The following is a 25,678-nucleotide window of genomic DNA, read 5'->3' as shown; positions in this document are numbered from 1 at the left end:
CGCTAGTCGGCGTGCGTATGCATTCATGTCGGCGCCTTGGCGGCGGAAGGAATGTCCAGCCAGCTCGCATCGATTTCGGGCAGCGGAATGGCTGCGATGAGATCGCGCGTGTAGGCCCGCTGCGGCTTCTCGAACAAGGCGTCGGTGGCGCTCGCTTCGACGATCGCGCCTTCGCGCATGACGATCACTTGCCGGCACAGCCGCCGGATGACAGACAGATCGTGGCTGATGAAAGCGACGGTCAGCCCCATCTCCGCGGCAAGCTCCTCCAGCAGGGTCAGGATCTGCGCCTGCGTCGACACGTCGAGTCCAGAGACGATCTCGTCGGCGAGCACGAATCTTGGCGACAGTGCCAGAGCGCGCGCAATGCCGACGCGCTGGCGCTGGCCGCCCGACAGTTCGTGCCGATAGCGGCTGGCGAAACTTTGCGGCAGGCCGACACGCTGCAGCGCCTCGGCGACGCGATTCTTGAGATTGTCGCCAAGACCATTCTGCTTCAAAGGCGCGGCGATAATGCTGGCAATGGTGCGGCGCGGGTTGAGCGACGACATCGGATCTTGAAAAATCATCTGCAGATTGCGCCGCAGCGGCCGCAGCTCCGCTTCCGGCAGATTGGTGATGTCGCGGCCGTCGAAGTTGATGCTGCCGGCGCTTGGCTCCAGCAGGCGCACCAGCGCGCGGCCGAGCGTCGACTTGCCCGAACCGGATTCGCCGACAATGCCGGTCACCGAGCCCCGCGGCAGGTCGAAGTCCAGGCCCTTCAGGATTTCGGCCAATGGCGCGCGGCCGATCGGTGGCTTGCGCGTCATGTCGGGCAGCGCGACCTTCAGCCCGCGCACGGAGAACAACGGTTCAACCATGCGGCCGCCTCCAGGCTTGGTCGGCGGCAGCGATCTCCGAAGCAAGTCCGGCCAGCACCGCCTCGTCCACCGGTCTTAGCGAGGCGAAAGGATCGGTGTAGCGTGGCGTCGCCGCGATCAGTGCCCGTGTGTAGGGGTGCTGCGGCGCGGCGAAGAGCGCTGCGGTCTCGGCCTCCTCCACCACCTTGCCGGCATAGAGCACTGAGACCCTCTGGCTGATCTTGGCGACGACGCCGAGATCATGGGTGACGAACAGGATCGCGGTGCCGTGCTCGCGCTGCAATTGTGCGATCAGCCGCAGGATCTGCTTCTGCACGGTGACGTCGAGCGCCGTGGTCGGCTCGTCGGCGACGATCAGCCGTGGCTCGGCGGCGAAGGCGGCAGCGATCAGCACGCGCTGGCGCATGCCGCCGGACAGTTCGTGCGGATAGCTTTTGAGCACGCGATCGGGGTCGCGGATCTGCACCTCGTCGAGCAACTGGCGAATGCGGGTATCGGCCTTCTCGCCACTCCAGCCGAGGATGCGCACCAGCCGGTCGGTCATCTGCGAGCCGATGCGGCGCGACGGGTTGAGCGCGGTCAGCGGGTCCTGCGGGATTAGCGCCGTGCATGCCCCGATCAGCGTGCGCCGCGCCTTGGGCTGCAATTTGCCGAGGTCTTCGCCCTCGAGCCGCATGTCGCCTTCGACGATGCGCACGCTCGACGGCAGCACACCGAGCACCGCCTTGCCGATCATCGTCTTGCCGGCGCCGCTTTCGCCGACCAGCGCGCGGACCTCGCCGGGCTGAACGGCAAGCGACACCGAGCGCAATACGCGCTGGCCGTTGGGCAGCACGGCGCTCAGATCCCTGACGTCGAGACAGGCGCTCATCGCAGCACCGGATCGAAACGCGTCTTCAGCGCCTCGCCGAACTGGCTGAACGACAGCACGGTCAGGATCAGCGTGATCAGCGGAAATACGAGCACCCACCACGCCTGATGGATCGACAGCCGGCCCTCGGCGATGATGCCGCCCCAGGTCGGGTCGTCGGTCGAGATCGACAGATTGACGAAGGACAGGATCGCCTCGACGATGACGGCGATGCCCATTTCCAGCGACAGCAGCGCCACGATTGACGGCACCACATTGGGCAGCACTTCGCGCAGCATGATTCCGATGCGGCCATAGCCGGCAATGCGGGCATTCTCGACATAGTCCATGCGCGACTGGCCCATCGTCTCGGCACGGATCACCCGGCAAAAGCGCGTCCAGTCGATGATGGCGATGGCGAGGATGACGGAGCTCAAGCCCGTGCCGAGCACCGCAACCAAAAGGATGGCGAACAGCACCGGCGGAAACGCCATCCAGACATCGACGATGCGCGAGATGATGCGGTCGGCCCAGCCGCCGAAATAGCCGGCTATGAGCCCCAGCATCGAGCCGACCAGGCAGGCGGCGATGGCCGCGGCAAAAGCGACGATGAAGGCGATGCGGCCGCCGAAGATCAGCCGGGACAACAGATCGCGGCCGAGGCTGTCGGTGCCGAGCCAATAGCCAGGTTCGGCGCCGGCCATCCAGAACGGCGGCAACCGTTCCAGCATCAAATCCTGCGCCAGCGGATCCTGCGGCGCGACCAGCGGCGCGAAGATTGCCGCCAGAAGCGCCAGCAGCAGCCAGCCGCCGGCAAGCCACAGACGCGGCGACACAGCTCGTCTTTGAGCGCGGCCCTCATCCATGGCGCAGCCTTGGATTGAGCAGCGCGTACATCATGTCGACGCTGAGGTTGATCAGCACGAACAGCAGCGCGAAGACCAGAACGATGCCCTGGATCAGCGGCAGGTCGCGGTTGATAACGGCGTCGATCGCCATGTTGCCGAGGCCTTCATAGGAAAACAGCCGTTCGACGATGACGGTGCCGCCGATGAGGAAGGTGAACTGCACGCCGACCAGCGTCAGCGTCGGCAGCGCGGCATTCTTCAGCGCTTCGCGCAGGATGACCTGTGTTTCCGAGAATCCCTTGACCCGCGCCAGCACGACGTAGTCGAGGTCGAGCACTTCCTTCAGCGACTGTTTCAGCAGCTGCGAGATGATCGCCGCCAGCGGCAGCGCCAGCGCCACGGCCGGCATCAGCATGTGTTTCAGCAGATCCCAGGTCAGGTCGAGGCGCAGACGAAGCAAGCTCTCGAACAGATAAAACTGGGTGACGAAGGGCAGGTCGAGCTGCGGCGACACCCGGCCGGAAATGTCGAAGATCGGCACCAGCACGCCGAACAGCAGGATCAGCACCAGGCCCCACAGGAAGTCGGGAATGGAAAGCGCCGCGCCGCTGGCGATGTCGATGCCGGCCTCGACCGCCGTGCCGCGTTCGCGCGCGCCGATGATTGCCGTCGTGCCGCCGAGCGCCACCGCCATCACAAGCGCGACGATGGCAAGCTCCAGCGTCGCTGGCAGCCGGTTGAAGACGAGACCCAGCACATCCTGCCTGAGCGAAATCGAGGTGCCGAAATCGCCCCTGGCGACGCCTGACAGCCAGATGAAGAATTGCTGCACGATGGTCTTGTCGAGGCCGTAGAGCGCTCGCAGCCGGGCAATGTCGGCATCCGTAGCACCAGGCGACAGCATCATGGCGATCGGATCGCCGGGCGCGACGCGGATCACGACAAAGACGACGACGGCCACGCCGAACAGCGTGATCAGCATCGTCAGCAGACGGATCAGGAATCTTTGCAGGAGCATTCTGGCGTAGGCCTAATGCGTTTCAGTGACTGATGGAACGAAGACCCCTCATCCGGCCGCTTCGCGGCCACCTTCTCCCCGAGGGGAGAAGAGGTCGCCGACGGCTGAGCCGGTCTCTTCTCTCCAGCGGGGAGAAGGTGGCCCGAAGGGCCGGATGAGGGGGCCTGCGTCGTTCAAGAAGACACGCCGTCTCGCGAACGGCGTGCCCTCCAATATCGGTCAGGCCGGGGTCATCAGGGCCGGCAGCAGCGCGCCCGACACATGCTGAACCACATTGACGCCCTTGGCATGGACGATGGGCTGCGCATACTGCATCAGCGGCAGCACATAGGCCTGCTCGGCGATGTATTTGTCGACAGCCTTCCAGCCGGCGATGCGCTTGGCCTCGTCCTTCTCGCCCCACAGCGGGTTGATCATGTCGATCAAATCCTGGCTGTCCCACACCGAATGCGGGCTCGGGCCGTACATGGCAAAGCCGGTCGAGGTGGTCGGATCGCCGATGGCGTTGCCCCAGTTGTAGAAGGCGGCCGGCGCCAGCTTATCGGCGGCGCGCAGTTCGTAGTGCTTTGCGATCTCGTAGACCTCGATCGTCGCCTCGATGCCGACCTTGCGCCACATGCCGACGATCGCCTGGATCATCTCATAGTCCTTGGGCTTGAAGCCCTTGGTCGTCTGGATGGTGAACTTGACCGGCTTTTCCGGCGAATAGCCGGAGGCAGCCAGCAATTCCTTGGCCTTTTCCGGATTGTGCTCGACCTTGATCGACGCGTCGTAGGATGCGTATTCCGGCGTTTCCAGCGTATCGATCGGCTGTCCGTAGCCGCGCAGCAGGCGATCGACCAGCAGCTTCTTGTCGACGGCCATCACGGCGGCCTGACGGACGTTCTTGTCCAGCATCGCCTCGATGTCGTTGAAGAAGATCATGCCGATGTCGGAAACGTTCTTGCACGAGCCGGCCAGCCCGTCCTTGGCGATCAGCCGGTCATACTCCTCGTAGGGGATTTCGAGCGTCACTTGCGAGGAGCCGGATTCGATCTCGGCGACGCGGCTTGCCGCGTCGGCGACGAACTTGATCGTCACATTCTCGAAGGCCGGCTTGCCGCCCCAGTAGTTCGGGTTTGCCTTGAGCCGCAGGAAAGCGTTGCGCTCGAACTTTTCCACCATGTAGGGGCCGGTGCCGATCGGCGCCTTCTCGAAACCTTCGGCGCCGACCTTCTCGTAATAGGCCTTCGGCATGATGTAGCCGGTCAGGAACGACATCCATTTGAAATAGACCGGGTCGAACTGCACGACGTCGCCGGTGATCTTGTTGCCGTCGATCTTGAAGTTGTTGACGTTCTTCCAGACGAACTGGATCGGGTTGCCGGTCTTTTCGTCGCCTGCCCGCTGTAGCGACCAGACCACGTCCTCGGCCGTGAACGGCGAGCCGTCATGCCAGGTCACGCCTTCGCGCACCGTCATCATGATCTTCGTGCGGTCGTCGTTCCAGCCCCATTCGGTGAGCAGGCCCGGCGCGAAGGACAAATCGGGCTTCTGCGGGATGAACTGGTCGAATACCGACTGGTAAAGCCCCTGGATCGTCGGGTTGACGGCCGAGGGTCCGGTGGTCGGATCCCAGGATGGCAGGTTGACATTGTAGGCGATGGTCAGTTCGCCGGCAGCCGCCCTAGCGATCTGCGGCAGGCCGACGGCGGCCACTCCGAGTGCCGCGGCGCTGTATCCCAGCAATTCCCGTCTGTTGATTGTCATGGTCGTTCCCCTTGTTGGTTTTGTTTCTGCGCGGCGTCTTCAGGTCATTGGTTCAGGCTTCTTGGGCAGCAGCGCCTTGCCCCTCGTAGCCTCAAGGAAATCTCCGGCTCCTACCTCCCGCCAAGTTGTTGTGCGAGCATGAAGCCCGACGCCGCACCGGTGCCGGCGCCCGGCCATGTCGCGGCTCCAGTGAGGTGCAGATGCGCCACCGGCGTGTTCCAGCCGGCATAGTTGCGCGCCGGGCGGAATAAAAAGTTCTGCGCCAGATGATGGCTGCCGCAGACCTGGTCGCCACCGACGAGATTCGGGTTCTCACGCTCGAGGTCGATGGGCGAGAAGACGGCGCGGCCGAGGATCTTGTTGCGCAGGCCGGGCGCATAGGTCTCGATGATGTCGAGGACACGCTCGGCGTAGGCCTCCTTCACCTTGTCCCAATGGTTCGGTGCGATCTTGCCGGCGGCATCGCCCAGGATTTCGGCCGGCAGCATGCGCACTTGCACCCACAGCACATGCTTTCCCTGAGGCGCCCGCGACGGGTCGATCGCCGTCGGCTGGCCGACCACCAGCACAGGCTCGTCCGGCAGCATGCCCGCCATCGCCTGCTGATAGGTGCGCGACATGGCGTCGAGCGACGGCGACAGATGCACATAGGCGAACTGCCGAAGCTCCGCTCCGGCACGCCAATCCGGCAAATCGTCCAGCGCCAGGTGGATCATCATCGTGCCTGGCGCATGGCGGAATTTCTGCATCGCCGTGTCGAAGCCGGCGTCGCCCGAACCATTGGGCAGCAATCTGCCCGTCAGCGCCTTGGGCGCGACGCCGGCAATGACTGCCCTGGTGGCGGTATGCGACTCGCCCGAAGCGAGCCGTACGCCGGTCGCCTTGCCGGCCGAAACGGTGATCTCGGCGACTTCGGCGCCGGTGACGATCTTGCCGCCGGCGGAGGTCACCATGCCAGAGAGGGCACGGATGATGCTATCGGCGCCGCCCTTGCCCAGCACCATGCCGAAACTCTGGTTGGCCATCGATTCCAGATAGGGGAACACGGCACCGCCGGCGATATCCGGGGCGAAGTCGAGATGCATGCCCCAAGTGGCGAGCGTTGCCCTGATATGCGGCGACTCGAAAGTTTCCTCCAGCCAGGCGCGGGGTGAGGACAGCAGCAGGCGGCCCGTATCGAGCGCTCCGGACATGCCCTTCTTGCGCCACAGGTTCCACGCCGTGCCGGCAAGCGCGCGGGCACTCATCGGCGAACCCAGCAGCCGGAACAGGTGTTCGGCCTCCGCCGGGAAGGCGGCAACCAGCCTGCGCCATGTGGCGGCGTCAGTGGCGGAGAAGGCGGCGATGCGCGGGGCCGTCTTTTCCAGATCGTTGCTGACGCCGAACCAGCGCCCGTCAGGGAATGCGCTGGCGAAACAGTCGGCGACCGGGGCGAACTCCAGCCCCTGCGCTTTCAATTCATTTGCATATTTCCGGTGGAAGGCCGAGCTGGCGAAGAGGCTGAGATTCATCGCGCCGAAATCGTGGCGGAAGCCGGGAAGGGTGAATTCGCGCGTCTGGACGGCGCCGCCGATTGTCGCGCCGCGCTCGAAAACCCCTGTTTTCCAGCCTTTGAGCGCCAAATGCGCGGCGCATGCCAGACTGTTGTGGCCCGCCCCGACAAAGATGGCGTCGAACTCGCTCACGCCCTGTCCCCATTTCCTTTATGCTTAAAGATAATTGCAGATGCATATGTTTTCGTCTAGTAGGATATTAAGGGCCGAGACGAGCCTTGATCATCACACGAAAGAGGGAACTTCAAACCATGGACACGCAAAAACTCCTCGGCGAAGTCGCCGGCCAGCTTCTTTCAGGCGCCATCAAGGTGGTCGACCTGTCGGCGCCGCTCGGGCCGGACACGCCGTTGATCAAGCTACCGCCGGAACTCGCCGTCGACACGCCGAAGGTCGAGATCCACAACATCTCCCGTTACGACAAGAACGGTCCGTGGTGGGCCTGGAACTGGCTGAAGCTCGGCGAACATTCGGGCACGCATTTCGACGCGCCGCAGCACTGGATCAGCGGCAAGGATTATCCGGACGGCGCCACCGACACCATTCCGGCGCAGAATTTCGTCGGCCCGGTCAATGTCATCGACTGTTCGAAGGAAGCCGCCGCCGACCCCGATTTCCTGCTCACCGTCGACCACATCAAGGCCTGGGAAGCCAAGCACGGTGCGATCAATGCCGGCGAATGGGTGGTGATGCGCACCGACTGGTACAAGCGCAACGGCTCGGAAGCCGAGTTCCTCAACGCCAACGAGACCGGCCCGCACACGCCCGGCCCGACGGCCGAAGCCATCCAGTTCCTGATCAGTAAGGACATCAAGGGCTGGGGCTCGGAGACGATCGGCACCGATGCCGGCAAGGCCGGTGGCATGGAGCCGCCATTCCCGGCGCACACGCTGATGCACAAGGCCAACCGCTACGGTCTCGCCAGCCTCTGCAACCTCGACCAGCTGCCGCCGAAGGGCGCCATCCTGATCGCGGCGCCGCTCAAGATCGAGCACGGCACCGGCAGCCCGATCCGCGCGCTGGCGCTGGTGTCGAAGCAATAAAGCGAGGTGGGTCTTCGGGAGAAGATCATGCGAGAAGGCGAAACCGGGTTGATGGCAGGTAGAGGGTGGCAGGCTTGTAGCGCTAGCGCCCTACGGCGCCCCCCTCTGTCCTGCCGGACATCTCCCCCTCAAGGGGGGAGATTGGCCTTCACAATGGTTTTCGCCGATCTGCGACGTTGCAGGATTGAGTGGGGCGCCGAAGCTGCCAATCTCCCCCCAAGAGGGGGAGATTGCCGGCAGGCCAGAGGGGGGCGCCGCAGAGCGCAATTCCACGCGATTGAACTCCACTGCCCGCAAGCAAAGAGCAACCGCCAATGACCGCCCCCGATCACATCATCGTCGGCAGCGGCATCAACGCGCTGGTCTGCGCGGCGATGCTTGGCGGCAAAGGGGCGCGTGTGCTCGTCCTGGAGCGCAACGACCGCATTGGCGGTTGCTTGCGCACCGAGGAGATCACCGCACCCGGCTTCATCCATGATGTGATGGCGACGACCTTCGTGCTGTTCATCACCTCGCCGGCCTTTGCGGCGCTGGGCGCCGACCTTGCGCGGCACGGGCTGGAGTTCTGCCACACCGGCACGCCGACAGGCGTGCTGCGGCCGGACGGCAGCCACGCCGTGCTCACCACCGACCGCACCGCTAACATCGCCGCGCTCAATGCGATCGCGGCCGGCGACGGTGACCGGCACGCGGAAGATGTCGGCGGCATCGAGCGCAATGCCGGCCTGCTGTTCGGCCTGCTCGGCGGTAGCCTGTGGTCCTATCCGACGGCGAAGCTTTTGGCCGGTGATGGCTGGCGGCGTGGCCTGCACGGCCTTGCCGCCTTCCTCGGCGAAGCTCTGGTGCCGGCGCGCGGCTGGCTCGAAAACACCTACCGGTCCGAAACCATCCGCGCGCTGTGGGCACCCTGGGTACTGCATGCCGGGCTTGGACCCGAGGACGCCTTCTCCGGCCAAATCGCCAAGGTGATCGCCTTCGCACTTGAGGCGGCCGGAGCACCGATCGTCAAGGGTGGGGCAAAAAACCTGCTGGCGGCCTTCGAGGCATTGATTCGGGAACGCGGCGGCGATATCCGCACCGGCGCCGATGTCGCTTCGATCGTTCAAAACAATGGCCGGGCAACCGGCGTGCGGCTGGCCTCGGGCGAGACAATCAATGCCGACAAGAGCGTCATCTGCTCGGTTACGCCAACGCAGCTCTATGGCAGGCTGCTTGGCGCGGATGCACCCAAAGCCGATGTCGAGGCGACGCAAAAGTACCGCTACGGCAAAGGCAATTTCCAGATCCACTACGCCTTGGACAAACCGCCCGCATGGCCGGGCGAAGGCTTGGATAAAGTGGCGTTGCTGCACCTCACGCCCGGCCTGGATGGCGTCTCGAAAGCTTGCAACGAGGCGGCGCGCGGCATGCTGCCGGAGGTGCCGACCATCTGTGTCGGCCAGCCGCATGCACTCGATCCGTCGCGCTGCCCCGAAGGCAAGGCGATCCTGTGGCTGCAACTGCCCGAGGCGCCTCGCCACATCAAGGGCGACGCGGCCGGCAAGCTGCAGGCGCCGGCAGACGGGCAATGGACCGATGTGCTGCGCGAAGCCTATGCCGATCGCATTGAGGCGATCCTCGCCAGCCATATCGAAGGCTTCAAGGACAGCGTCATCGCGCGCCGCGCCTATTCGCCGGCCGATCTGGAGGCGATGAACACCAACCTGGTCGGCGGTGATCCCTATGGCGGTTCCTCGACCATCGACCAGTCTTTCCTGTGGCGGCCGTTCAAGACCAGCCGCAACCATCAGACCGGCATCAAGGGTCTCTACCATATCGGCGCCTCGACCCACCCGGGCGCGGGTCTCGGCGGCGGTTCCGGATTTCTCCTGGCGGGGAGGCTGTGATGGAAGAGAAGGTCGCGGAAAAGCGCCAGCGCATTTCGACCCTGGGGCAGATCGGGCTGCAGCAATTCGCGCCCTATCTGATGAACCGCATCATGGGCCGCTACAACGCCACCTTGCGCGACGATTTCCGCAAGCAGGGCCTGACCATTCCGCAGGTGCGCACGCTCGCCGTGCTGTCGGTCACCGACGGCATCACCGTCAACGACCTCTCGGTCTATACGGTCATCGAGCAATCGACCTTGAGCCGGACCCTCGATACGCTGGAGGGCCAGGGTCTGGTGCGACGCGAGCAGGGTGTCACCGACAGCCGAATCCGCCATGTGTTCCTGACCGACGAGGGCCGCGCCGAGTTCACCCGCGCCTGGCCGGCCATGCACGACGCGTTCGAGGCGATGTTCGACGACATCGACGATGCCGAATATTCCGCGCTCATCGCCACGCTTTTGAAGATGCTGAAGAACATTCGCAAGCACGACATCTAGACCTACGCGCCGCCAGCGCTGGCGGTAACGGAAGGGAGAAAAAGAATGGCCGAACGGTCTTTTGCCAGGGAAGTCGAAAAACTCAGGCTCGGTGCCGGCGAGGAGTTTGCCGGCGAAGGCATTCTCGCCATCACCAAGGCGCTGCTGCAATGCGGCGTCGGCTATGTCGGCGGCTATCAGGGCGCGCCGATCAGTCACCTGATGGACGTGCTGGCCGACGCGCAGGACATTCTGGGCGAGCTCGGCGTGCATTTCGAAGCCAGCGCCTCGGAAGCCACTGCCACCGCCATGCTGGCGGCGTCAGTGCATTATCCCATTCGCGGTGCGGCGACCTTCAAGTCGACCGTCGGCACCAATGTTGCCTCCGACGCGCTGGCCAATCTCGCCTCCGGCGGCGTCACCGGCGGCGCGCTGATCATCGTCGGCGAAGACTATGGCGAGGGCTCCTCGATCATGCAGGAGCGCAGCCATGCCTTCGCCATGAAAAGCCAGGTGTGGCTGCTCGACCCGCGACCCAATCTGCCATCGATCGTCAAGGCGGTGGAGGATGGTTTCGAGCTGTCGGAGATTTCCAACACGCCGGTCATGCTGCAGGTGCGCATCCGCTGCTGCCACGTGCATGGCCATTTCATCGCCAAGGACAACAAGCGGCCGCCGATGACGGTCGCCGATGCCCTCGACGCGCCGCGCCGCGACACCGGCCGCATCGTGCTGCCGCCCGCCTCCTTCCTGCATGAGAAGGAGAAGGTGCAGAAACGCTGGCCGGCGGCGGTCGACTTCATCGCCAAGAACAAGATCAACGAGTTCTTCGGCTCGGACCATGGCTCGGTCGGCATCGTCATGCAGGGCGGCATGTACAATTCGGTCATCCGCGCGCTGCAGCGGCTCGGCCTTGCCGACACCTATGGCGACACCGACGTGCCGCTCTATGTGCTCAATGCCGTCTATCCCTTGATCGATGACGAGTTCCTGTCGTTCTGCGAGGGCAAGCAGTCGGTGCTGGTCGTCGAGGAAGGCCAGCCCAACTACATCGAACAGGCCTTTGCTTCGATGCTGCACAAGGCCGGTCGAGGCACCAGGCTGGTCGGCAAGGAGCATCTGCCGATGGCCGGCGAATACACCGGCCAGGTCATGCTCGACGGCATCGGCGCCTTCCTGCGCGCCGAGGCGCCGCATCTGCTGCCGGGCGAGGTGCGCGCGCCCAACAAGGTCGGCGACGGCGTTGATGCCGCTGACCTCATCAATGTCGTGCCGGGCCGTCCGCCGGGCTTCTGCATCGGCTGCCCGGAACGGCCGATCTTTGCCGCGACAAAACTGGTCGAGCAGGAGCTAGGCAAGCATCACATCGCCTCCGACATCGGCTGCCATCTATTCTCGATCATGCCGCCTTTCGAGCTCGGCGCCACCACCATGGGCTACGGGCTGGGCCCGGCCTCCGCCTCAGCCTTCAATTCGCCTGATGCCAAGCGGCGTTCCATCTCCTTCGTCGGCGACGGCGGCTTCTGGCACAACGGCCTGACCTCCTCAATTGGAAACGCGGTGTTCAACAAGAACGACGGCGTCATCGTCATCGTCGATAATTTTTACTCGGCCGCCACCGGCGGCCAGGACATCCTCTCGTCCCGCGCCGGCAACAAGACCAAGTCGACGAAGCATCCGATCACCGAGGCGGTCAAAGGCATGGGCGTCAAATGGCTGCGCCATGTCGACCGCACCTATGACGTGACCAAGATGCAGGACACGCTGCGCGAGGCGCTGACGACGGAGGAGAAGGGGCCGAAAGTCATCGTCGCCTCGTCCGAATGCATGCTCAACCGCCAGCGCCGCGAAAAGCCGCTGGTCGACAAGGCGATCAAGGGCGGGACCCGTGTCGTGAAACCGAAGTTCGGCGTCGATGAGGACATCTGCACCGGCGACCACGCCTGCATGCGGCTGTCCGGCTGCCCATCGCTGTCGGTCAAGTCGCTCGACGATCCTTTGCGCGACGATCCGGTCGCGCATATCGACCAGAGTTGCGTCGGCTGCGGCAATTGCGGCGAGGTCGCCGATGCGGCGGTGCTCTGCCCGTCCTTCTATCGCGCCGACGTCGTCCACAATCCAAGCCGCTGGGATCGCTTCCTGGAAGCCGCGCGCCGCGCCACCATCAGCCTGTTGCAGCGTCGCCGCGAAAGCCGGCGCCTGACTTTCGCCGATGCTTGACGCCGTCCCCCCACTTCGCGCCCACGCCGGCGCTCAGGATGGTGAGCGTGTCATCAAGCTCGCCGTGCTGGCGGTCGGCGGCCAGGGCGGCGGCGTGCTCGCCGACTGGATTACCGATGTCGCCGAGCGCAACGGCTATGTCGCGCAGTCGACCTCGGTCGCCGGCGTCGCCCAGCGTACCGGCGCCACCATCTATTATGTCGAGATGGCCCGCGACACCGGCCGGCTGCCGGTCTTCGCCCTGTCGCCCTCGCAGGGCGACGTCGACATCCTGATCGCCGCCGAATTGATGGAAGCCGGCCGTGCCATCATTCGCGGCTTCGTCACGCCCGAGCGGACCACGCTGATCGCCTCGTCGCACCGCATCGCCGCCGTGTCGGAAAAGATCGAACCGGGCGACGGCCGCGCCTCGTCGTCCAAGGTGCACGCGACGGCGGAAGCCGCATCGAAATGCTTCATCGCTTTCGATATGGAGAAGATCGCCGCCGACAATGGCTCGATGATCTCGGCCAGCCTGCTTGGCGCGCTGGCAGGGTCCGGCGCCCTGCCGTTCACGCGCGAGAGCTACGAACAGGCGATCGGTGCCGGCGGCCGGGGCGTCAAGGCCAGCCTCGCCGCCTTCGGTGCCGCGTTTGATCGTGCGCGCGGCACGGCAGCACCGGCGCCTAGGCCGGCCGAGCCAGCGATCGTCGAATCTGCCCTGGGCGCCGGACAGGTGAGTGGCCCGCGAAACCTGCTGCAAGGCTGGCAGGCCTTGGCTGCCCGCATCGATCTGTTGCCGGTGGCCGTGCGCGATATGGCGCTTCGAGGCTTGAGAAAGGTCGTCGACTATCAGGACATCGCCTATGGGCGCGACTATCTCGACCGGTTGGACAAGGCCGTCGCGCTGGACGGGCCGATTCAGGGCTATGGCTTGTCCATCGCTGCCGCCAAGCATCTGGCCAACGCGCTGTGCTACGACGACATGATCCGCGTCGCCGATCTCAAGACACGTTCGACGCGCGACAAACGCGTGCGCCGCGAGGTCGGCGTCAAGGATGGCTCGATCCTGCAGGTGACCGAATATTTCCATCCGCGCATCGAGGAGTTCTGCGGCACGCTGCCGGCGGGTCTGGGCAGCTACATCGAGGACCGGCCGAAGCTCGCCGCCTTTCTCGACCGCCGCATCAACCATGGCCGCCGCATCCGCACCGACAGTTTTGCCGGCTTTGCCGCTCTGTGGTTCATCGGCGGCCTGCGCCGCTGGCGCCGCAGCCTGCTGCGCCACAAGGTCGAGGTCGCGCATCTCGATGGCTGGTACGCGCTGGCGCTCGACCATGTGCCCCAGGATTACGCACTGGCCGTTGAAATCCTCAACTGCCGCCGGCTGATCAAGGGCTATAGCGACACCCATGTCCGGGCGCAGTCGAAATTCGACCGGGTGCTGTCCGCGCTCGACATGGTCAAGGGCCGCACCGACGCCGCCGACTGGATCCGCCGCCTGCGCGAAATGGCGCTGAAGGACGAGAAGGGCGACATGCTGGACGGTGCGCTGAAGACCGTGGCGACGCTGGGGCCAGATAAAATCGGCTGAGATAACTAGCGAGCATCTACCGATTGGAGCGGCGCCAGCCCACGCAGCGGCACCGCTTCCGGGAACAGATGCAGCAGGCCTGAATCGACGCGCCGGCGCAGATGCGCATCGACCTCCGCCCGATCCTGACAACCATGAAACCTGCCGCCGCAATGGTCGCGCAGGCGCACGAGGTCGGCCATGACAGGCGACATCGGCAGGCCGGCAGCGTCGAGCAGGCTCGCGCTGAGGAAGCCGACGTCGAGCGGGGCCAGGTCAGGCATCGGATGGCGCAAAGGATGGTTGAAGGTGGTGAGCGTGTAGAAAGTGCGATAGGCAAGCGAGCCAGGGGTCGCCAAGGCGTCGTCCCCGGCGATCGCCTCGACGAACGGCTTGGTCGCCGACGACTGGTGATCGCCGAATTCGAGCACCACGGCGCCGCGTTCACCGGCATCCGCTTGCCTGTTGTCGAGGAAATCCTGGAAATCGCCGCGCGCTACCGCCATCCGGCGCAGATACTCATTGGCCTGGAAATTGCCCGAGAAAGGCTCGCCCTCGACCTTCAGCCCGGGCTCCATCCGCCCCTCATAGGGTGAGTGCGGAAACATGGTCTGGATTTCGAGGAACAGCGGCCGGCCGTCTTCCCTATGGTGCCTGGCGATGAATGCCTCGGCCGCCTGGTAATAAAAGTTGTCGCGCAGGTGATAGAAGGGCGCGGCGATGTCCTTGATGTCGAGCACGGTCTCGAAACCGATCGATTTCAGGAACGGCCCTTCATTGACGAACGAAAAGTCCATCGGCGTCATCACGACAGTCCGATATCCGCAGCGCGCCAGCACCTCCGGCAAGGCTCCGGCGACCTTGTCCTGGAGGGTGATGGTTAGATAGGGGCTTCGCCAGCCGAAATCGGTGGCCGACAGGCCGGTCATCAGCGACAGATTGGTGATCCAAGTGCCGCCGCCAAACGTCTCGACCTGCATCTGGTGCGGCGTGCCGGCCCCCGGTGTGAATCTCTGCAGGAATCCCGCGCCGTTGCCGACCTGCGGAAAATAGCTGGGATCGGACTGGCTTTCGCTGAGCACGAAAAAGACGTCGGGAAGATCAGCCCGGTCGCCGCAATCGACCGTGTCGGCAAAAGGCGGCTGCGGCGCCACGGCTTGCAGCCGCTTTTCGAAGCCCGATTCTACAACGAGGTTGTGCAAATCCAGCAGCGAGACGAAGAAGGCCGACATGTGCCGGCCCTGCATGTAGTAAAAATAGCGGTCCTTCGAGGCCTCGGTCGGAAAGGTCAGCGGCACCAGAACGACGAGCGCCGCCATGACCAGGACGCGTGCCGACACCGGCCAGCCAATTTTCCGATCGATCCGGAACAGAAGCACCGCCGCCCCGATGCCGAGCCCTAGGGCAATGACGACCGGCGCGATCAGATGGAGGTAGGAGCCGAGCAGGAAACGATACACTTCCGGGTCCCTCGACACGAAGACCGTGTCGTAGAAGTGCAGCGAAAATCCTTTCAGCCGGAACTTGATCGCCGAAACCACGGTGACGAAGGCAATGCCCATCCAGGCGAGGTAGACGGAAAAGGCAAGGCGCCCCGAAGCCAGGAACAGAAGTCCGGCAAGGGCAGCCACCAGCGCCAGCGAGAACGGCACCGACAGCCATTCGTGCTCGGCCCGTCCGGCGGCGAAGACGCCTGCAAGGCTGACCACGGCCAGCGTCAGCGGATGGCAGAGCACCCGTCCAAGACCTTGAAGCTGAACCACAGATTTTCCCACGAAGATGCCTGAGCATAGTTTCGGGAAATTCTTCGATTGTTTGCGGGCTAAGAACAAATGTATAGTGGATTTAACCTTAACTCGGCTGGTCGGGATTGTCCGGTGCGCGCCAGCGCTCGCGCGGGGCCGCCCGAAAGGTGCCTGGCCCCGCGGTGCTTTGATCAGTAATGGTGCCAGTGGCGCCAGTGATGATGCGGATGCCAGACGTAGGCCGGACCGTGCCAGTAGTGGTAGCGCGGGCGCACGACGACGACGCCGTTCGGCACGCAGCGGCCCCATCTGTTAGGGTGCCAGCCGATGCCGCAGCCCCAGCGGACATGCTCGACCAGTGCCGGGGTGGCTGGCTTGGCAACGGACACGATGGGCATTGCGCTGGACGCGGAGGCTGTCACGACAGTTCCACCGATGGCCAGGATAGCGGTTGCTGCATAGTTTTTCAGGCGACTCATAATTGGACTCCGAGTGCTTTCGACGATGAAGATGGCCGTCCTGTATGGTGCACAGGGCAGGCTTGTCCCTTCGCATCGTTAAACGGCGTCTCCGGCCTTTTCCGTCGGTCGTCATGGCGATTTTTTTGGCGTAACGGTGGCGCGGCGTTCCATATGGCGCAGCAACGCCTGTGCCAGCACGCTCCGGTTTTCAGGCGATGTGCTCGCCGCGAAGTCGACAATGGCCTGTTCAAGCCGGCTGCGCACCGCCACATCGGCATTGCGTGCCCGTTCCAGGGCGGCGGACAAGGCGGCCTTGTCCATGACAGGCTGCTGCAACAGGTCCGCTGCCTCCTGCCTCGCCTGCTGGCCATCGAGAATGATCTGACGGGACTGCACGCGAACCTGGCGCAGCGCCTCGCGGAACGCCTTGCGGTCCTGGTTGGCAAGCTGTCGGCCAGCCGATTCCAGCGAGACAGCCGCGCCCGCTTTGGCATTTCTCAGCCAGACTGCGCCGCCGACGAATGCGCCCGCAAGAAAGACGTTCAGCACCACGGAAGTAATGACCAGACCACGGATCCAGCGCGGGCTCATAGGTTTTCCTCACCGTTCTCGGCATCCGGGCCGGCATCGCCAAACGCCGTTACATCGGTATCCAGCACATAATGGTCCGGCTGGACCTCCGGCGTGACGATGGTCACCAGGGCCAGTCCTGCCACGGCACCGGCCAGACCAATGCCGGCAAGTCCAAGTCCCAGCCACCAGAACCACTGACGCCGGCGCTGGACGATGTGCCGGCCGGCAGCCTGCAGAATGCTGCTGTGCAGTGCCTTGTCCGGGGCGTCGACGCGGTAGCTGTCGAGCAGCGCGTCAAGTGTCCCGGCCTGCCTCAAGATGGCCTCGCCCGCGTCGCTTGCGGCAAAGACCGTGCCGGCCATTCGCTCGGCCTCGGGCCATCGCCGCAAGTCGCCGCCATAGGCCTGCGCCAAGGCGGCAAAGCGCCTGGCATCCATTGCGGGTTCGTTCCTGGACCCTTCAGCCATGTGTCTCCCCCTTGCCCGTCGGCGCCGAGCGCCAGGCGGCACCAGCAAGGCGCAATGGCCGTGCTGCGTTGCTGCTTGCCCGGCGTTTACTCATCGGCGCCATCCTCCGCCAGGATCGCTTGCAGCGACCGCCGGCCGCGCGCGAGCAGGCTTTCCAGGGCATCGACGCTGATCTGCAGTGTCGCTGCCGCCTCGATATTGGACATCTCCTGATAGTAGACCAGAACAATCGCTTCGCGCTGGCGCGGCGCTATGGCTTGCAGCGCCCGTTCGACCCGATGGGCTTCTTCCTCGGAATGAGCATCGGGAAGCGGCGCAGGATCGGCGACGTCCGGCAGGTCGCCGGTCACCCACTCGCGCCTGCGACGCAGCCGGTCGTAGCAAAGGTTGAGCGTCACCCGGTGGATCCAGCTGTCGAAGCGCGCATTGCCGCGCCGCCAGTTCGCGGCATGGCGCCAGATCCGCACGAAGGTTTCCTGCGCGACATCCTCGGCCTCCGCCGCATCGCCGAGCATGCGCACGGCAAGCGCCAGGATACGCGGCAGCTTGCGCGCGACGAGCGTTTGCACGGCTGCCGGCTCGCCGGCGCCGACACGGCGAACCAGCTCCTCGTCCGGATCCGCAGCCATCAGTCGGCGCACTCCCGATCTTCATCGCGCGTCATTGCCTCTTGGTCATTGCTCTTGCTTGGGAGCGGTTTTGTGGCCCGGCAATTCGTCGGCTGTCAGAATGCCATCGGCATTCTTGTCCAGCCGGGCGAAGCGCTTGGCGAAGAAGGCATCGAGTTCGGCGCGATCGATGAAGCCGTCATGGTTGGAATCGATCCGCGCGAAGGATCTGGAGGCGTCGCCCTTGACGTTGCGCTTCGCCTGAAAGGCCTCCCATTCCAGCAGGCTGATCTTGCCGTCGCCATCCGTGTCGGCCGCCATGATCGCCCTTTCGCGCCGCTTCTGGAATTTGGCCAGCGTGATGTCGGACCTGCTCCCCGACGCGCCTGGCGCGGCAAGTGGCGCGCCGGTCTGCGGTGCAGGCGGGGTCGTTGCCTGGGCAAGAGCCGCAACCGTCTGCAAACTCAAGGCAACGACTAATATCGAACGGCTGATCATGTTGTGCGTCTCCAGCTTGGCGCGACGCAGACGGCTTGTGCCGCCATCGCGCTTCAACCGTTAAACGCCGCGACCCGGAAAATCCGTCGGTCGCGCGTGCTGATCCGTTCGTGCGCGGGTGCGCATCCCGTCGATCGGGATGGAAGGAGCTCTAGTCCGACTGGTCGGCCGCAATCAGTTGTTCGGGCTTGAACCCGGCATGCTGCGGGGTCCACACCTCGCCCTCGCGATTGAACCAGTGGCACAGATACATGCCCGAGGCTGCGCCATCGCTGACCGTCATCCTGGGGCCTCCGGATTTCAGCTTGACCACGTCTCCGGTCTTGAAATTGTTGGGCATTTTTTGACCTCCCATGCTGAGGCCATGAGTTTCACACCAAACCGGGGTCTCGACAATGGCAGATCTGCCAGGCCGGCGCCGCAATCCTTTGCACCAGATGCGAAGGGGTAGACGACAAAAAGGAGGAGAAATGGTGCCGCTTGCGTGACTCGAACACGCGACCCCCGCATTACGAATGCGGTGCTCTACCAACTGAGCTAAAGCGGCCCGGGAAGCCAACGCCTCCAAGATGCGGCGGTGATAGACGCAACCGGGCGCGAATTCAAGATGCGACTTGGCAATTCATGCGACGGCGTCATGGCACTCTCGAAAGCCGGCCGCCGCCTTGTCCGCCAATCAATCGCCAAGGGGATGCGGCGCACGGTGCGTGCGCTCCCCGCGCGTGAAAATCGGTGAAACATGCTGATTTTGTTGCCGGAACAGCGCCGGAATGGACTTTGCATACCTCTGCGAGGCAGAATGCGCCGCTCGCCCGTTGATTGATTGGTCGCCTGCGGCTAACGATCACGGCAAGGTAGGCAAAGACAGAGGGACCCGCTTGGACGCGATCGAAAAAGCGATCCGGAACGCCTTGGAGAAAGGCAATGCCGAGGACCGCGCGTTCCGCGAGAGGGTCTATCGCTCGGCTTTTGCCGCGCTTGATCGCGCGCTCCAGGCCAATCCCGGTGTGACCGTTGAGGTCGCCATCAAGCGCCGCAAGGCAATCCAGGCGAAAATCACCGAAATCGAATCCGAGTTCCTGCCGGCGGTGCCGGATGTCGGCCCGCAGGGCGATGCACCGGCGGTCGAACTCGGAGCGGACTCGGCGCCCGCGGTCGAAACCGGCCGACAGGCATCGTCCCCCGATGTCGTCGTCGACGGCCCCGTGCAATCCGCTGCCGATGCGCCGCGCTCGCGCGTCCTGCCCGTCGTTCCCGACATCATGCCGGACGCCACGCTTCCCGATGCTCCGGCCATCGACATGTCGGTTCCGGCCTCGGCCGGTGCGACCACGGAAGTGGCGCCCGACCGCGATGAACGACGCATAAGAGGGCGTCGCCTGCCGCTGACCGCCATCTTCCTGACCGTGACACTGCTGGCAGCGGTTGGCATCGGCCTGTTCTTCGCCGTGCAGACCGGCGTGTTCAAGACGTCGGCCCAACTCGACACCGCACCACCTGAAGCGCCGCCGACCGTCGAGGACGACGATTTCACACCGGCCGACGGCGGTCCGGCAAAACCCGGCGCCGCCGACCAGTCGCGCGACTGGATCAATGTGTTTTCGCCGGCCGATGCATCGCATGTCAGTGCGCCATCGGACGCCAGGGCCGAGGTGATGAAGGACGATACCGGTTCGTTCCTGCGCATCCGTTCCGGCGCGTCCGGTTCGGCAATCAGCTTCGACGTCGGACAAGGCGTGCTGGAGAAACTGGCCGGCAAACATGCCGTGTTCGACATCATTGCCCGCTCCGAAGAAGGCAAGGAGACGCAGATTTCGGTCGACTGCAATTTCGGCGAACTCGGCGACTGCGGCCGCAAGCGCTATGCGGTCGGCCAGCAGCAGAACGAATATCTGTTCGACGTGCAGTTTCCCGACAAGCATCCGGGCTCGGCCGGCACCATTGCCATCAATTCCGACTTCGACAAGCAGGGCAAGGCCGCCGACATCTACGAAATCCGCGTTTCGATCGAGCCATAGCGAACCCTGCACGCGCGAAATTAGCGGTCGAGCAGCGCCTGCAGCGTTTCGATGCGGTCGGCCTCGTTGGCCGGCTTGTCCCAGCGCAATCGCGAAATGCGGGGAAAGCGCATGGCGACGCCGGATTTGTGCCGGGTCGAGCGGTTCAGTCCTTCGAAGGCGACTTCCAGCACCAGGCCGTTGTCGCGGTCGGCCCGCACCGAGCGCACCGGCCCGAAACGCTCGATCGTGTTGTCGCGGACATATTTGTCGATCTGCTTCAGTTCCTCGTCGGTGAAGCCGAAATAGGCCTTGCCGACCGGTACCAGTTCCTCTTCGCCTTCGGCACCTGTCCAGACACCGAACGTATAGTCGGAATAGAAGCTCGACCGCTTGCCGTGGCCGCGCTGCGCATACATCAGCACCGCGTCCACTGTGTGCGGATCGCGTTTCCACTTGAACCACGGACCTTTCGGCCGGCCGGCGACATAGGCTGAGTCCCAGCGCTTCAGCATGACGCCTTCGATGATCGGATGCGGCGGCGCCCGGCGCAGTTCCTCCAGCGTTTGCCAGTCCGTGAAGTCGACGAATGGCGACAGATCGAAACGGCTCGGGTCGAGTGTCGCGACAAAGCTTTCCAGCCGGCCGCGCCGTTCGCGAAACGACAGCGCGCGCAAATCCTCGCCGCCGACCTGGAGCAGATCGTAGCAGCGCATGAAGGCCGGGTATTGCTGCTGCATCTTCGGTGCCACCGTCTTGCGATTCAGCCGTTGCTGCAGATCGGAGAAGGTTCCCGTCGCCTCCCGGGGATCGCCGACAAGCAGTTCGCCGTCCAGCGTTGCGGAAAAATGCATGGCCTCGGCGAGGTCCGGAAAGGCGCCCGAAACGTCATCGCCGGTGCGCGAATAGAGCCGGCGGATGCCGCCCTCCGCCACCGCCTGGACACGGATGCCGTCCCATTTCCATTCGGCGGCATAATCGGCCGGATCGAGCTTTTCGAGATCGCCGTCGCCGACCGGGTTCGACAGCATCACCGGGCGAAACAATGCCAACGCCGTGTTCCTGGGCTTTTCGGCCTTGCCTTCCAGCCAGGCGAACAGCGCTGTGTAAGGCGGTGACAGCCCGTGCCAGAGCTCCTCGATCTCGGCGACCTCGACCTTGCCGAAATCCGCCAGCGCCTGTTTGGCCAGACGCGCCGACACGCCGATGCGCAGGCCGCCGGTGACCAGCTTGATGATGGCAAAGCGTGCCGAGATGCCGGCGCTGTCGAGCAGCCCTGCCAGCACCTTCGGTCCGTCGGAGCGGCTTGCCGCCTGCAGTTTGGCCACGACCTCGCCAAGCGTCGGCTCGCGGTTCGGGGTGTTTCCGGGCGTTTGCGGCCAGACCAGCGACACCGTTTCGGCGAGATCGCCGACATAGTCGTAGGAATAGCCGAACAGCACCGGATCCATGCGCTCGGTGACGAGCATGCGCAGCATCGCCGGCTTGACCGCGGCGATGTGGAGATCGCCAGTGATGGCAGCCAGCGCCAGGCCGCGATCGGGATCCTCGACGCTGCGGAAATAGTCGGTCAGCAAGGTCAGCTTGCCATTGCGCGACGGCGTTAGCACCAGGCGGTCGAGAAGTTCGGCGAAGCGGTTCATGGCTTCAATCGCCCTCGTCCTCGTAGCCCACCAGGTGCAGTGGCTTTGCCGCGATGCCTTCGAGTTCGCACCAGCGCACCAGCGCCTCCTCGCGGCCATGCGTCACCCAGACCTCTTCGGCTCCGGTCTCCTTGATGGTGGCGGTCAGCTCATCCCAGTCGGCATGGTCCGAGATGATCAGCGGCAGTTCGACGCCGCCCTGCTTGGCGCGCTGGCGGATGCGCATCCAGCCTGACGCAAAGCACGAGATCGGATCGGGAAACCGCCGCGCCCAGCGATCCGCGAAGGCCGAAGGCGGGCCGACGACGATGGCGCCGGCAAAATCATCCTTGCCGCCGCTTTCGACGGTCGCCGGTTCGAGGGTGCCGAGATCGATGCCTTGGCTCTGGTAGTACTCACTGAGTTTGGCCAGCGCGCCATGGATGTAGAGCGGCCTGTCGTAGCCGGCGTCGCGCAACAGCCGCATCACCCGTTGCGCCTTGCCCAGCGCATAGGCGCCGACCAGATGCGAGCGTTCAGGGAACTGCGCGGCCGATTTCAGCAGGCGGGCGATTTCTTCGGTGTCCGGGGGATGGCGAAACACCGGCAGGCCGAACGTCGCTTCGGTGATGAACACATCGCACGGGATCGGCTCGAATGGCGCGCAGGTCGCGTCCCTCTGCCGCTTGTAGTCGCCGGAAGCGACGATGCGCGTGCCCTGATGCTCGACCGCTATCTGCGCCGAGCCCAGCACATGGCCGGCCGGATGGAAGCTGACGCTGACGCCATCGAGGGCAATCGTCTCGCCGAGCCTTGCCGCTTGTGTTGTTCCAGCGAAATCCTCACCGTAGCGCAGCCCCATAATGTCGAGCGTCTGCTGCGTCGCCAGCACCGAGCGGTGGCCGGAACGCGCGTGGTCGGAATGGCCATGCGTGATCAGTGCCCGGTTGACCGGCCGCACCGGGTCGATGAAGAAATCGCCCGGCGGGCAATAGAGGCCCTCGGGCCGGGGGTGAAGCAGAACACTGGTGCGCATGGTCTCCAAGATAGGATATAATTCCGCGGCGGGAAGCCTGTTGTAAGTCACTGCTGACTCCCGCATAGAGCACCGCCGGCTCGATCCGCCGGCAGGACCCGCCGCCATGAAACCGCTTCAGGCCTCGTCAGGCGACTTGAACGCCGATCGCCGCGCCGACTATGCCGAGATGCTGCACGCTGATGGCGATCATGCGGCGGCGGCGGAATTGCTGCTCGGTGCGCTGGAAATAACGCCGCAATGGGCGATGGGCTGGTTTCGCCTTGGCGAGATGCAGCAGGCGGCGGGCGCGGCGGATCTGGCCGCACAGGCGTGGACGATGTCGTTGCAACTCGATCCATCGGATCGTCAAGGCGCTGCACTGAACCTGCAATTGATCGGCAAGGCGCCGGCGGTCGATGCGCTCCCCAGCGCCTTCGTCGAGACCTTGTTCGACCATTATGCCGAGAGCTTCGACGAGTCCCTGGTCGGCAGGCTGGGTTACCGCCTGCCTGGGATGCTCGACCAGGCCATTCGAGCGGCAAGGCCGGGCCGCTTCGCGCTGGCGCTCGATCTCGGCTGCGGCACAGGCCTGATGGGGCAGAGGCTGCGGCCGATCGTCGACCGGCTGGAGGGGTATGACATTTCGGCCAAAATGCTGAGAAAGGCGCGGGCCAAGGGCGTCTACGATTTCCTCGACAAGGCCGATCTGCGGGATTTTTCCTATGCCGGTCCGAAAGCCGATCTGGTGACGGTGGCCGATGTTTTCATCTATGTCGGTGCGCTGGGCGGCGTGGTGAAGACGATTGCCGGCCTGCTGGCCACGGATGGCCTGTTCGCGTTTTCCGTCGAGACGCTGGCTGGCGATGGCGATTTTGCGCTGCTGCCGTCTCGCCGCTATGCGCATGCGCAACGCTATGTGCTCGACGTGCTGGCCGCCAACGGGCTTTCGGTCCTGTCACTGGAACCAACCGCGATCCGGCAGGATCGCGGGGAACACGTCAACGGGTTGGTCGTTGTGGCCAGGGCTCCGAACTCAGCTGAACAAAGGACCTGACGGCAGCCGGTCGGCGGTGTCGGCAGCTTTTCGTCGGGTGCGATAGGAATTTTTTCTTGACACCCTGCCCTCAGCTATGGTACATTTTCGCCCATGGTGGTGATTTGCGCCAGTGACCCGCCGGACAGGCGGGTTTTTCGTTTGATGCTCCGTCAGCCGCGCGCCTGCGGAGGGGCAGCCTCGCCGCCTCGCAAATATTCCTGCTGTGAAAAAGTCCGATTTGCATGCGCGACTGATATTTGGCATCTGCTCGCGTCAGGGCGGGATATCAGGAGGAGCATAGCCGATGCGCTGGAACATGATGATCTTGGCCTCTTGCCTGCTGACCGCCGGCTGTGTCGGTGGCACTTCGATGTCGGAACAGCAGGATGCGAACATCCAGTCGTCCCTGCAATATGACAACGTGCCGTGCGACCAGTTGCTGGCGCAGCGCAATGGCTTGGCGCAGCAATACAACCTGCCGATCAAGGCCAAGCCGACCTTCTCCAATCCGGCGATGGGCTTCGGCCCGTTCACGCCGGACATGCGCTCGAAGGCCAAGCGCGATACCGACAAGGCGAGCGGTGAGATCGATGCCATGAACCGGTCGATCGATCGACGCGACTGCGGCCAGCCAAACAAGCAGAAGAAGCTTGCTCTGCCCGGCTAGCTAGTACCCCGCCTTGCGGTCCACCAGATTGTCGAGCTTTTCGCCGCGTTCGAAGGCGTCCATCTGGCGCAGCATGATCGGCGCCAGATGCACCGGATCGGAGGTCGCCGCCGCATGTGGCGTCACGAACACTTTCGGATGCCCCCACAGCGGACTGGTCTTCGGCAGCGGTTCGACCTCGAACACGTCGAGGCTTGCCTCCTTCAACGTGCCGTCATCCAGCGCCCGCAAAATGTCGGCATCCTTCTGCAGGCGGCCACGCCCGGCATTGATCAGCACCGAGCCGCCGAGGCCGTTGCGTTTCCGCAGCTCCTTCAGCACGCCGTAGTTGATGATGCCCTTGGTCTCCGGCGTCAGCGGCAGAAGCACCACCAGGATGTCGGTTGCCTTGAGGAAGGGGATCAATCCAGCTTCGCCGGAATAGGTCGCGACGCCTTGCATGGCCTTGTCGCTGCGCGACCAGCCATTGACGGCAAAGCCGAGCGAGAGCAGCACCGAGGCCGCGGCGCGGCCGAGACTGCCGAGGCCCATGATGCCGACCGAAATGTCACCGGCAGGCCTCTGCTGCGGCTCATGCCAGATCTTCTTCGACTGCTGCGACCGGTAGAGCAGGCCCTGGCGGTGATGGTCGAGCACCCGCCAGACGACATATTCGGTCATGTACTGGGTGAGGTTGTCGGCAACGATTTTGACGATCGGCACGTCGGGCAAGCCGGGATCGGCGAAGATATGGTCGACGCCGGCGCCGATCGAGAAGATGGCGCGCAGATTGGGCAGCGACGCCAGGATGTTCGGCTTCTGCTTCCACACCACGGCATAGGTGATCGACGGGTCGCTGGCGCCGTCCGGCTCCAGCACCACCTCGCGTTCGGCCGACAGCAGGTCGCGCCAGCGCTGCGGATGAAAGCCGGTGACGGCAAGCAGGATGCGGCCTTTTTCCATTGCG

At 64.4% G+C, this 25,678-nt stretch carries 24 protein-coding genes and 1 tRNA gene; 8 read left to right on the top strand and 17 right to left on the bottom strand.

Annotation, left to right across the window (positions count from 1 at the left end; all coding sequences use genetic code 11):
• Positions 1–23 precede the first annotated feature (23 nt).
• The 6 genes from RPF88_RS19055 to RPF88_RS19030 all read right to left on the bottom strand — a co-directional run bounded on the left by RPF88_RS19055 (position 24) and on the right by RPF88_RS19030 (position 7,010).
• A complete protein-coding gene (locus RPF88_RS19055) occupies positions 24–860 on the bottom strand; it encodes an ATP-binding cassette domain-containing protein (RefSeq protein WP_337122925.1) in 837 nt (278 codons plus the stop codon).
• The gene (locus tag RPF88_RS19050) at positions 853–1,731 is read right to left on the bottom strand and encodes an ABC transporter ATP-binding protein (RefSeq protein WP_337122923.1); all 879 of its coding nucleotides are present in this window, start codon (positions 1,729–1,731) and stop codon (positions 853–855) included. The genes RPF88_RS19055 and RPF88_RS19050 overlap by 8 nt, the downstream gene beginning before the upstream one ends.
• Positions 1,728–2,576 carry an ABC transporter permease gene (locus RPF88_RS19045; RefSeq protein ID WP_013527973.1) on the bottom strand — a complete coding sequence of 283 codons (849 nt, stop codon included), beginning with the start codon at positions 2,574–2,576 and terminating at the stop codon, positions 1,728–1,730. Before RPF88_RS19045 ends, RPF88_RS19050 begins: the two co-directional genes overlap by 4 nt.
• Positions 2,569–3,576 (bottom strand): ABC transporter permease, encoded by a 1,008-nt coding sequence (locus tag RPF88_RS19040; RefSeq protein ID WP_337122922.1) that lies wholly within the window; start codon positions 3,574–3,576, stop codon positions 2,569–2,571. Before RPF88_RS19040 ends, RPF88_RS19045 begins: the two co-directional genes overlap by 8 nt.
• Positions 3,577–3,795: 219 nt before the next feature.
• A complete protein-coding gene (locus tag RPF88_RS19035) occupies positions 3,796–5,325 on the bottom strand; it encodes an ABC transporter substrate-binding protein (protein ID WP_027161803.1) in 1,530 nt (509 codons plus the stop codon).
• A gap of 110 nt (positions 5,326–5,435) precedes the next feature.
• The gene (locus RPF88_RS19030; RefSeq protein ID WP_337122921.1) at positions 5,436–7,010 is read right to left on the bottom strand and encodes a phytoene desaturase family protein; all 1,575 of its coding nucleotides are present in this window, start codon (positions 7,008–7,010) and stop codon (positions 5,436–5,438) included.
• A gap of 119 nt (positions 7,011–7,129) precedes the next feature.
• On the opposite strand from RPF88_RS19030, the gene RPF88_RS19025 reads away from it, so the two are divergent.
• From RPF88_RS19025 to RPF88_RS19005, 5 genes are all read left to right on the top strand, one after another.
• Positions 7,130–7,921, top strand: coding sequence for a cyclase family protein (locus RPF88_RS19025; protein ID WP_063169953.1), 792 nt, complete (start codon positions 7,130–7,132; stop codon positions 7,919–7,921).
• Positions 7,922–8,235: 314 nt separating this feature from the next.
• Entirely contained in the window at positions 8,236–9,807 is a 1,572-nt protein-coding gene (locus RPF88_RS19020; protein ID WP_337122919.1) for a phytoene desaturase family protein, read from the top strand.
• Entirely contained in the window at positions 9,807–10,289 is a 483-nt protein-coding gene (locus RPF88_RS19015; protein WP_013527967.1) for a MarR family winged helix-turn-helix transcriptional regulator, read from the top strand. Before RPF88_RS19020 ends, RPF88_RS19015 begins: the two co-directional genes overlap by 1 nt.
• A gap of 45 nt (positions 10,290–10,334) precedes the next feature.
• The gene (locus RPF88_RS19010) at positions 10,335–12,488 is read left to right on the top strand and encodes a thiamine pyrophosphate-dependent enzyme (RefSeq protein ID WP_127385028.1); all 2,154 of its coding nucleotides are present in this window, start codon (positions 10,335–10,337) and stop codon (positions 12,486–12,488) included.
• Positions 12,481–14,061: an indolepyruvate oxidoreductase subunit beta family protein gene (locus RPF88_RS19005; protein ID WP_337122917.1), complete on the top strand. Its 1,581-nt coding sequence runs from the start codon at positions 12,481–12,483 to the stop codon at positions 14,059–14,061. The genes RPF88_RS19010 and RPF88_RS19005 overlap by 8 nt, the downstream gene beginning before the upstream one ends.
• 5 nt (positions 14,062–14,066) lie before the next feature.
• On the opposite strand, the gene RPF88_RS19000 is transcribed toward RPF88_RS19005, so the two are convergent.
• From RPF88_RS19000 to RPF88_RS18965, 8 genes are all read right to left on the bottom strand, one after another.
• Positions 14,067–15,803 carry a sulfatase-like hydrolase/transferase gene (locus tag RPF88_RS19000; RefSeq protein WP_337122916.1) on the bottom strand — a complete coding sequence of 579 codons (1,737 nt, stop codon included), beginning with the start codon at positions 15,801–15,803 and terminating at the stop codon, positions 14,067–14,069.
• A gap of 173 nt (positions 15,804–15,976) precedes the next feature.
• On the bottom strand, positions 15,977–16,264 hold the full coding sequence (locus RPF88_RS18995; protein ID WP_024503409.1) for a GCG_CRPN prefix-to-repeats domain-containing protein: 288 nt from the start codon (positions 16,262–16,264) through the stop codon (positions 15,977–15,979).
• Positions 16,265–16,375: 111 nt separating this feature from the next.
• On the bottom strand, positions 16,376–16,837 hold the full coding sequence (locus RPF88_RS18990; protein ID WP_337122915.1) for a periplasmic heavy metal sensor: 462 nt from the start codon (positions 16,835–16,837) through the stop codon (positions 16,376–16,378).
• On the bottom strand, positions 16,834–17,286 hold the full coding sequence (locus tag RPF88_RS18985; protein WP_024503411.1) for a hypothetical protein: 453 nt from the start codon (positions 17,284–17,286) through the stop codon (positions 16,834–16,836). The genes RPF88_RS18990 and RPF88_RS18985 overlap by 4 nt, the downstream gene beginning before the upstream one ends.
• Before the next feature lie 86 nt (positions 17,287–17,372).
• The gene (locus RPF88_RS18980) at positions 17,373–17,915 is read right to left on the bottom strand and encodes an RNA polymerase sigma factor (RefSeq protein ID WP_337122914.1); all 543 of its coding nucleotides are present in this window, start codon (positions 17,913–17,915) and stop codon (positions 17,373–17,375) included.
• Between the two features lie 45 nt (positions 17,916–17,960).
• Positions 17,961–18,392, bottom strand: coding sequence for an EF-hand domain-containing protein (locus RPF88_RS18975; protein ID WP_027161794.1), 432 nt, complete (start codon positions 18,390–18,392; stop codon positions 17,961–17,963).
• 151 nt (positions 18,393–18,543) lie between these two features.
• The gene (locus RPF88_RS18970; protein ID WP_013527958.1) at positions 18,544–18,732 is read right to left on the bottom strand and encodes a YodC family protein; all 189 of its coding nucleotides are present in this window, start codon (positions 18,730–18,732) and stop codon (positions 18,544–18,546) included.
• A gap of 131 nt (positions 18,733–18,863) precedes the next feature.
• Positions 18,864–18,939, bottom strand: a tRNA-Thr gene (locus RPF88_RS18965).
• Positions 18,940–19,270: 331 nt separating this feature from the next.
• Here RPF88_RS18965 and RPF88_RS18960 point away from each other — a divergent pair.
• On the top strand, positions 19,271–20,410 hold the full coding sequence (locus RPF88_RS18960) for a hypothetical protein (protein WP_063169966.1): 1,140 nt from the start codon (positions 19,271–19,273) through the stop codon (positions 20,408–20,410).
• A 20-nt stretch (positions 20,411–20,430) separates the two neighbouring features.
• Here the strand turns inward: RPF88_RS18960 and RPF88_RS18955 are convergent, their stop codons facing one another.
• Entirely contained in the window at positions 20,431–22,032 is a 1,602-nt protein-coding gene (locus RPF88_RS18955) for a cisplatin damage response ATP-dependent DNA ligase (RefSeq protein WP_337122913.1), read from the bottom strand.
• Between the two features lie 4 nt (positions 22,033–22,036).
• Positions 22,037–23,047 carry a ligase-associated DNA damage response exonuclease gene (locus RPF88_RS18950; protein WP_337122912.1) on the bottom strand — a complete coding sequence of 337 codons (1,011 nt, stop codon included), beginning with the start codon at positions 23,045–23,047 and terminating at the stop codon, positions 22,037–22,039.
• Between the two features lie 106 nt (positions 23,048–23,153).
• On the opposite strand from RPF88_RS18950, the gene RPF88_RS18945 reads away from it, so the two are divergent.
• Positions 23,154–24,083, top strand: coding sequence for a class I SAM-dependent DNA methyltransferase (locus RPF88_RS18945; RefSeq protein WP_337122911.1), 930 nt, complete (start codon positions 23,154–23,156; stop codon positions 24,081–24,083).
• A 286-nt stretch (positions 24,084–24,369) separates the two neighbouring features.
• Positions 24,370–24,732: a hypothetical protein gene (locus RPF88_RS18940; protein ID WP_337122910.1), complete on the top strand. Its 363-nt coding sequence runs from the start codon at positions 24,370–24,372 to the stop codon at positions 24,730–24,732.
• On the opposite strand, the gene RPF88_RS18935 is transcribed toward RPF88_RS18940, so the two are convergent.
• The gene (locus RPF88_RS18935) at positions 24,733–25,674 is read right to left on the bottom strand and encodes a 2-hydroxyacid dehydrogenase (RefSeq protein ID WP_127366681.1); all 942 of its coding nucleotides are present in this window, start codon (positions 25,672–25,674) and stop codon (positions 24,733–24,735) included.
• Positions 25,675–25,678 lie beyond the last annotated feature (4 nt).

Source organism: Mesorhizobium sp. ISC11 (assembly GCF_037162595.1).
GTDB lineage: Bacteria > Pseudomonadota > Alphaproteobacteria > Rhizobiales > Rhizobiaceae > Mesorhizobium > Mesorhizobium ciceri.
The sequence above is the reverse complement of the archived record's forward strand: the minus strand, read 5'-3'. Positions and strand labels throughout refer to the sequence as shown.